Here is a 6,754-nt window from a genome sequence, read left to right on the forward strand (position 1 = left end):
GCGATCCCGGCGAACGACGGTAACCGGGTCGCCGGGATCGCGGAAGTGACTCAGAGGCGCTGCCAGAGCGAGGCCGCGTTCGGTGGTTCCCAACTGGGGATCGACGTGTGTGCCTGCAGGCACTGATAGTCCAATCCGGCGTAACTCACACGCGAACCAACCGCATAAGCAGTCCCAGATGCCCACGCTGGGTAGGCGCCGCCACCGGGCGGTTCCGTCGATGTGGTGGTTCCGCAGGCGCCGAACACTTCGAACTCCCAGAACGAGAACCCGTACACGGTCGCCCGCTGAGTGCCGTTGAACCTGACGTAGCGCGCGGTACCGGAAATCGCGATGTCCTCCATTCCACCTGAGCCGGTGAACGTGGAATGGGCCTCGCGCCACGTACTGCCGTTGTCGGACAGCTGAATCGAGTACGCCCGTCCGTACGCGACCTCCCAGTTGATCCGCACGCGGGACAGTGCGCGCGAGGCCCCGAGGTCGACCTGCCACCAGTGCGGTTCGCTGTGCGCGGAGGACCAGCGCGTCGACGCCGACCCGTCGACCGCGAACGCCGCCGCCTGGTTCCCGCTCTCCACACTGGACGCCGATGTCGGCCGGTTCCGCGACAGCAACGGCCCGCACGTTGGCGGAGGAGTTGTGGTCGTGGTCGGTCCGCCGCCGGAACCCCGTGTCCACACACCCACATAGTCCACGACCATCGGAATACCCGGCACGATGCCCGGACCCGGTGTCCGCGTGCCGGAGTAGTTGTCGGGGAACTCGCCGCCGATCGCGACGTTCAGGATGATGAAGTACCCGGCGTGCCCGGTCATCGCGTTCCACGTGTCCGCGGGCAGCTGGTTCTGGTTGACCTGGTGGAACAACTCGCCGTCCACGTACCACCGCAGCTGCTGCGGCGACGTGGAGGCGTCCCACTCGAACCGGTACGCGTGGAAGCCGCCCTGACACGAGACGCCGGGACACGGACGGCTGTTCGCGATGCCGTTCTTCTCGTTGCACGGCCCGCCGGGCGAGACACCGCAGTGCAGCACGCCCCACACGCGGTTGACGCCGTTGACGTTCTCCATGATGTCGAACTCGCCGACACCGGGCCAGTTCCACCAGTTCCCGCGATACGGCGAACCCAGCGCCCAGAACGCGGGCCAGTACCCCAGCGCCGCGGCACCGGAGACGTTCGGCATCTGGATCCGCGCTTCCATCCGCAGCACACCACCGGCGGGTGCTTTGAAGTTCTGCGCGTTGGTCTCGATGCGTGCGGACGTCCAGTTGCCCGCTCCGTCACGTCGCGGCGTGATGCGCAGGTTTCCGCCGCCGTCGAGCGACACGTTGGCGGGGTTGTTCGTGTGTGCGGCGATCTCGCCGGTGCCCCAGTTCGGTGGTCCGCCCGGATAGCCGTGGCCGAGGGAGAACCGCCAGTTTCCCGTGTTGGGCAACGAGTTCGCGGGTCCGGTGAAGTCGTCGCCGAACACCTGCGTCCACCCGGCAGGGGGAGGTGGAAGCGCGGCACTGGTCTGCTGAGCGACAGCGGCCAGCGCACTCACGGTGAGCACGCTGGCCGCTGCCAGAGCGATGGATGTTCGTTGTCGAGTGAGCCTCATTGCCAACCCTCCGAACGAGCGCGTGAGAGCGCTCCCACGGATGATGGTGGCAGGCCTGTCAACGGTGAGGAGGCATCACTTTCCGCGGTACCGGTTTCGTGCGATCACTGCTGCCGATCGCCGAAATTCCGGAGACCTTCCTTGAGCTTGTCCTCGCCCTTGTCGATGTGGTCGCCGTGCTTGCCGCCGGTCTTCTCGTCGGCGAACTGCCCGGCATGCTCGACACCCTGGTCGACCTTGTCCCCGTGCTGGCCGATCAGGTCCTTCGCCTTGTCCTTCAGTTCATCGAAGCCCATGACTGCATCACCTCCCGATGCAATGTGGATACCCGGTCTGGTACCCGGCACACCTCACTGGATCGAGTGAAGTGCTGCCACGGGGCTCACTCGCGCCGCACGACGGGCAGGCAGCAGCCCCGCACCTGCTGTGAGTGCGGTGAGGACGAGCACCACCACGCCGACGGCGACCACGGGCACCTGCAACGGCCATTCGACGCCGAGCGAGATGACCGCGAGCCACGCGTAGGGAATCCCGAGGGCGAGTCCGATCAGCGCGCCGACGATCCCGTACAGCCCGGCCTCGGTCGTGATCAGACGGCCGAGTTCCTTGCGGGTCAAGCCGATCGCGCGCAGCAGTCCGGACTCACGGGTCCGTTCGAGCACCGACAACGCCGTGGTCGAGCCTACTCCCACGACCGCGATCAACATGGTCAGGAACAGCAAACCGACCGCGATTGCCACCAATGTGGTGAACCGGTTCTCCTGGACCAGGCGGCGTTCGCTCAGCTCCTCGACCTCGAAACCCGCCGGCACGCGTTCCTTCGGGCCGTTGGCGAGTGCGCCTACCGGATCACCGTCCACATCGGACGCGTGGAGCAGCGCGCTGCCGAGCGGAACACCGCCGAACACGGTGGCCGCCACCGTCATCTGCACGCCGTTGACGTCGACGTGCGATCCCGCCGCCACTCCGAGGCTGCTCGCGGTGTGGGTGGAGAGGACGATCTTGCGCGGGCCCATGTCGGCCAGCGCGCCGGTGTCGACGCGGAAGTCCTCGAGGTCACGGAGCTTGGTCAGGTCGAGATCGGTGCCGCGCATGGTGAGCCGCCCGTTCACCGTGATCTCGGTGCGCCGGTACGGCAACACGTCGGTGAGCCCGGCCGCCCACAGCGCCGCCGCGTCGACCGGTCCGATGATCTCCAGCTCCGCCGGGTACGCGCTCGCCATCTCGGCCTTCCCGAGGCCTTGCAACGTGTTCGCGCCCGTCAGCGTCGCGATGATCAGGCTGACCCCCAGCGCCACCACCGCGGTGACGGATGCGGCCCGGCGTGGCGCACCGCCCACCCCGTGCACCGCCAGCGACACGATCGTGCTGCGCCGCAACGGAACGCTGATCATCCGCAGCACCGGCGCGATCAACGCCGGCCCGAGCGCGATCAACGCGCCGAACGCCAACGCGCCGCTGAACGTGGTGCGCAGCAACAGTTCGTCGGTCATCCCAGCCGGCCGCTTCTTGGTGGCGAGGCCGTCCGCCACGACGCTGACCAGCAGCACGCCCGCACCCGAGGCCATCAGAATCCCGAGCACCCAGCGCAGCCCGCCGATCCGGCTCTTCGTGTCCTGAACGGCCGAGGTGCGCAGTGCCTCCAACGGCGAGACCTTGGCCGCCGACCACGCGGGAGCCAGCACGGCCAATGTCGTCAGCACGAACGAGCCCGCGACCACGATCAGTGCCGGCATCAGCGGAAAGCCGGGCGCCGGGAGACCGGCCAGTGGCACGAGCTGCCCGGCTCCGGCCGCCAGCGCGACCCCCGCGATCGACGCGAGCAACCCGACCACAGCTCCCTCGACGACCAGCCCGCGCGCCAACCGGGCCCGAGTGGCGCCGATCGCCCGCAACAAAGCCAGTTCACGCATCCGCTGCGCGAACACGATCCGGAACGTCGAAGTGGACACCAGCGCCGCCACGATCATCGCGACCGTGACGAACGCACCGAGCAACGCGAACACTTCGACCAACTGGGCGGCCTTGACCGCGAGCGCGCGTTCGGTGATCTCCTTCGCGAGCACCGTCGAGTAAGCGAAGAACGCCGCGATCGTGATCGACAGGACCGGCAGGAACCTCCTCATGCCGCGACCGCCTGCACTACCCGTCCGTCAGCCATCCGCACGACGTGGTCGGCGTACGAGGCGGCACGGTCGTCGTGCGTCACCATCACGATCGTCTGCCCGAACTCCCGGACCGCCTGCCGCAGCAGGTTCAGCACGTCCGTGGACGACGTGGAGTCCAGGTTCCCGGTCGGCTCGTCCGCGAAGATCACCTCAGGCCGCGTGACCAGAGCACGCGCCAACGCCACGCGCTGCTGCTGCCCGCCGGACATCTCCGGCGGGCGATGCGCGAGCCGTGGAGACAGCCCCAGCGCCTGCACGAGCTGCCGGAACCAGGCGCGGTCGGCGCGCCGACCGGCCAGGTTCAACGGCAGCAGGATGTTCTCCTCGGCCGTCAGCGTCGGCAGCAGGTTGAACGCCTGGAAGACGAACCCGATCCGGTCCCGGCGCACCCTGGTCAGCGTGTTGTCCGAAAGCCGTGTCAGATCCTTCCCACCCAGCAACGCCGCACCGGACGTGGCCGTGTCGAGCCCGGCCAGGCAGTGCATCAGGGTCGACTTCCCTGACCCGGACGGCCCCATGATCGCGCTGAACGCGGCGGGCGGGAACCCGGCGGTCACCCCGTCGAGTGCTCGAACCGCGGTGTCGCCGGAGCCGTACACCTTCACGAGGTCGACCGCGGCGGAAGCGAAGTTGTTCACATGACCAGCAAAGTCCGGCACGCAGCCGGAAACCTCCGTCCCGAGCGGGGTCTGCCTCTGCCTTTCGGCCGATCTGCGGACCGTGCCCCCGTGCCTAAGGTCATGGCCATGCTCTGGAGGTCCGGCGCGATCGCCGCACTGGTCGTCACCGCGTTCGTGGACGCCTACTACGGCCTGTTCAACGCACCCGGCCTCTATCCGTGGACCGGTTGGGCCGCGTTCGGCTGCATCGTGCTGGCTTCGCTCGCCTGGCTGCGTCCCCACCGGACGCTGGCCGCTCTCGCCGCGACCGCGTGCCTCACGTTCACCGTGGTCAACCCGCTCGAAAAGGAGTTCGGTCTGGCCGAGGGTCTGGCGCTGACCGGTGTCCTGGCCGTCACCACCCATCGGGCCAGGTCGTGGTGGGACGCGCCGCTGGTCGGCCTGATCGGCGTCGCGCTGGTCACCCAGCCCCTGCGGTTCCCGCTCGGCAGCACCGAGCTGACCCTGGCGATGGGCCTGCTGGTGGTCGCCACCGGCGTGCTCGCGGTCGTCGGCTACGTCCGCCTGCTCGACAACGTGCGGGAGAAACAGGTCGCGGCCGTCAAAGCCGAGCAGAAGACCGAGTTCGCCAGGGACCTGCACGACTTCGTGGGGCACCACATCACCGGCATGGTCGTGCTGGCCCAGGGGGCGAGCCGGATCGTCGAACGCAACCCGGCGCAGGCGAAACAGGCACTCGAACGCATCGAAGAGGCCGGCGGTGAGGCGATGACAGCCATGCGCGGCATGGTCGGCATGCTCCGCGACGACGTCCCCGTGGCGCCGGTCGCGGGCATCGTCGACATCGAGCCTCTCGTCGAGGTCGAACCGCGAGCAACCCTCGAAGTTCACGGCGACACCGGCGGCTTGCCGATCGAGGTCGCCAGCTCCGTCCACCGGGTGGTCATGGAGTCGTTGACCAACATCAGGAAACACGCCCGGGAAGCGACCAGAGTGGACGTCCGGATCCAGGCCACACCGGACTGGGTCACCGTCAGGATCGCCGACGACGGCAAGCCCGCGAGGCAGGGCAACGGCTTCGGCCTCATCGGACTCACCGAACGCGTCCAGGCGCTCGGTGGCAGGATCAAGGCGGGGCCCGGCATCGACGGCGGCTGGGTCGTCGACGCCGCACTCCCGACCGGAAAGGCGACCGCGTGATCAGGGTTCTCGTCGCGGACGACCAGGCGATGGTGCGCACCGGGTTCGGCATGATTCTCGGAGCCGAGCCCGACATCGAGGTCGTCGCGGAGGCACGGGACGGCGTCGAGGCCGTCGCCGAGGCACGCCGCACCAAGCCGGACGTCGCGCTGATGGACATCCGCATGCCCCGCATGGACGGACTCGAAGCGCTCAAACAGATCGCGAACGAGGTCCACGTCGTGGTGTGCACGACGTTCGACCACGACGAGTACGTGCACACAGCGCTGAAGAACGGTGCGTGCGGGTTCCTCCTGAAGGACGCCGGCCCCAACCTGCTCATCGAAGCGGTTCGTGCGGCCGTCACGGGCGATGCGCTCATCAGCCCGTCAGTCACCGTTCGGCTGTTGCAGCACATGAACTCGCCGACACCCCATCAGCAGCACAACCTGTCCGCGCGCGAGCTCGACGTCGTGAAGCTCGCGGCCGTGGGCAGGACGAACGCCGAGATCGCCCAGGAGCTGTTCATCTCGATAGGCACGGTCAAGACGCACCTGGCGAGCGTTCAGGCCAAACTGGACGCCCGCAACCGCGTCGAGATCGCCGCCTGGGCGTGGGAATCCCGCCTGGTCGGCCAAAAGTAGGACCCACAACCCGTCCGCGGACAGAAGTGTCAGCGCGAGCCGATCACCAGAATTCGAGCCATGAAGAAACTCCTCCTGCTGATTCCCGCGCTGGCGCTCACGGCGTGTGGCCAGAAGAGCTACACCTACGAGGCGTTCTACGACGTCGAAGGCACCGGCAAGGCCGAGATCTCGCTCAGTGTCCCCGGCGGCCACTCCTACACCGAAACCGTTGACCTGCCGGTGAAGAACCGCGCGACGCTGGCCAACGCACTCGGCAAGATCACGCTGAGGGTGACGTCGGACAACCAGGTGACCTGCAGGCTCCGCGTCGAGAAGGAAAAAGAAATTTCAACCGCCGGCAAGGAGACGACCTGCGAGTACGAGATCACCGAGGACACCGACAACTGAGTGACGTGATCTCAACGAGTTTCACGTGAGTCGGCCGTGTTCGAAATGGGTGAGTACGAGTGCGGCTTTGACGATGTGGCCGATCTTGCGTGGGCTGGTGGTGAAGTGCCGCAGGGCGCGCCAACGCCCGGTCAGCAGGGCGAAGCCGCGTT

7 protein-coding genes are annotated in these 6,754 nt (G+C 67.8%); 3 read left to right on the plus strand and 4 right to left on the minus strand.

What is annotated here, in order from left to right:
- Positions 1-50: 50 nt before the first annotated feature.
- The 4 genes from ABFX45_RS42150 to ABFX45_RS42165 form a co-directional block, all read right to left on the minus strand.
- Positions 51-1,544, minus strand: a complete 1,494-nt coding sequence (locus ABFX45_RS42150) for a galactose-binding domain-containing protein (protein WP_346136605.1) — start codon at positions 1,542-1,544, stop codon at positions 51-53.
- Positions 1,545-1,705: 161 nt separating this feature from the next.
- Positions 1,706-1,897, minus strand: a complete 192-nt coding sequence (locus ABFX45_RS42155; RefSeq protein WP_346136607.1) for an antitoxin — start codon at positions 1,895-1,897, stop codon at positions 1,706-1,708.
- A 54-nt stretch (positions 1,898-1,951) separates the two neighbouring features.
- On the minus strand, positions 1,952-3,727 hold the full coding sequence (locus ABFX45_RS42160; protein WP_346136609.1) for an FtsX-like permease family protein: 1,776 nt from the start codon (positions 3,725-3,727) through the stop codon (positions 1,952-1,954).
- Complete coding sequence (locus ABFX45_RS42165) at positions 3,724-4,407, minus strand: ABC transporter ATP-binding protein (protein WP_346136611.1); 684 nt, start codon at positions 4,405-4,407, stop codon at positions 3,724-3,726. Before ABFX45_RS42165 ends, ABFX45_RS42160 begins: the two co-directional genes overlap by 4 nt.
- Positions 4,408-4,515: 108 nt before the next feature.
- Here ABFX45_RS42165 and ABFX45_RS42170 point away from each other — a divergent pair, with 108 nt between their 5' ends.
- Genes ABFX45_RS42170 through ABFX45_RS42180 form a run of 3 tightly spaced genes read left to right on the plus strand, consistent with a single transcriptional unit; the run spans position 4,516 to position 6,602 of the window.
- Positions 4,516-5,589 (plus strand): sensor histidine kinase, encoded by a 1,074-nt coding sequence (locus ABFX45_RS42170; RefSeq protein WP_346136613.1) that lies wholly within the window; start codon positions 4,516-4,518, stop codon positions 5,587-5,589.
- Positions 5,586-6,212: a response regulator gene (locus ABFX45_RS42175; protein WP_112230335.1), complete on the plus strand. Its 627-nt coding sequence runs from the start codon at positions 5,586-5,588 to the stop codon at positions 6,210-6,212. The genes ABFX45_RS42170 and ABFX45_RS42175 overlap by 4 nt, the downstream gene beginning before the upstream one ends.
- 60 nt (positions 6,213-6,272) lie before the next feature.
- Positions 6,273-6,602 (plus strand): hypothetical protein, encoded by a 330-nt coding sequence (locus ABFX45_RS42180; protein WP_109633303.1) that lies wholly within the window; start codon positions 6,273-6,275, stop codon positions 6,600-6,602.
- Positions 6,603-6,754 lie beyond the last annotated feature (152 nt).

Source organism: Lentzea roselyniae (assembly GCF_039537795.1).
Lineage (GTDB): Bacteria > Actinomycetota > Actinomycetes > Mycobacteriales > Pseudonocardiaceae > Lentzea > Lentzea atacamensis.

Bases quoted from the DNA above. Each gene is read 5' to 3' on its own strand.
- ABFX45_RS42155 (WP_346136607.1), bottom strand. From the start codon at position 1,897: ATGGGCTTCGATGAACTGAAGGACAAGGCGAAGGACCTGATCGGCCAG.
- ABFX45_RS42180 (WP_109633303.1), top strand. From the start codon at position 6,273: ATGAAGAAACTCCTCCTGCTGATTCCCGCGCTGGCGCTCACGGCGTGT.
- ABFX45_RS42170 (WP_346136613.1), top strand. From the start codon at position 4,516: ATGCTCTGGAGGTCCGGCGCGATCGCCGCACTGGTCGTCACCGCGTTC.
- ABFX45_RS42160 (WP_346136609.1), bottom strand. From the start codon at position 3,727: ATGAGGAGGTTCCTGCCGGTCCTGTCGATCACGATCGCGGCGTTCTTC.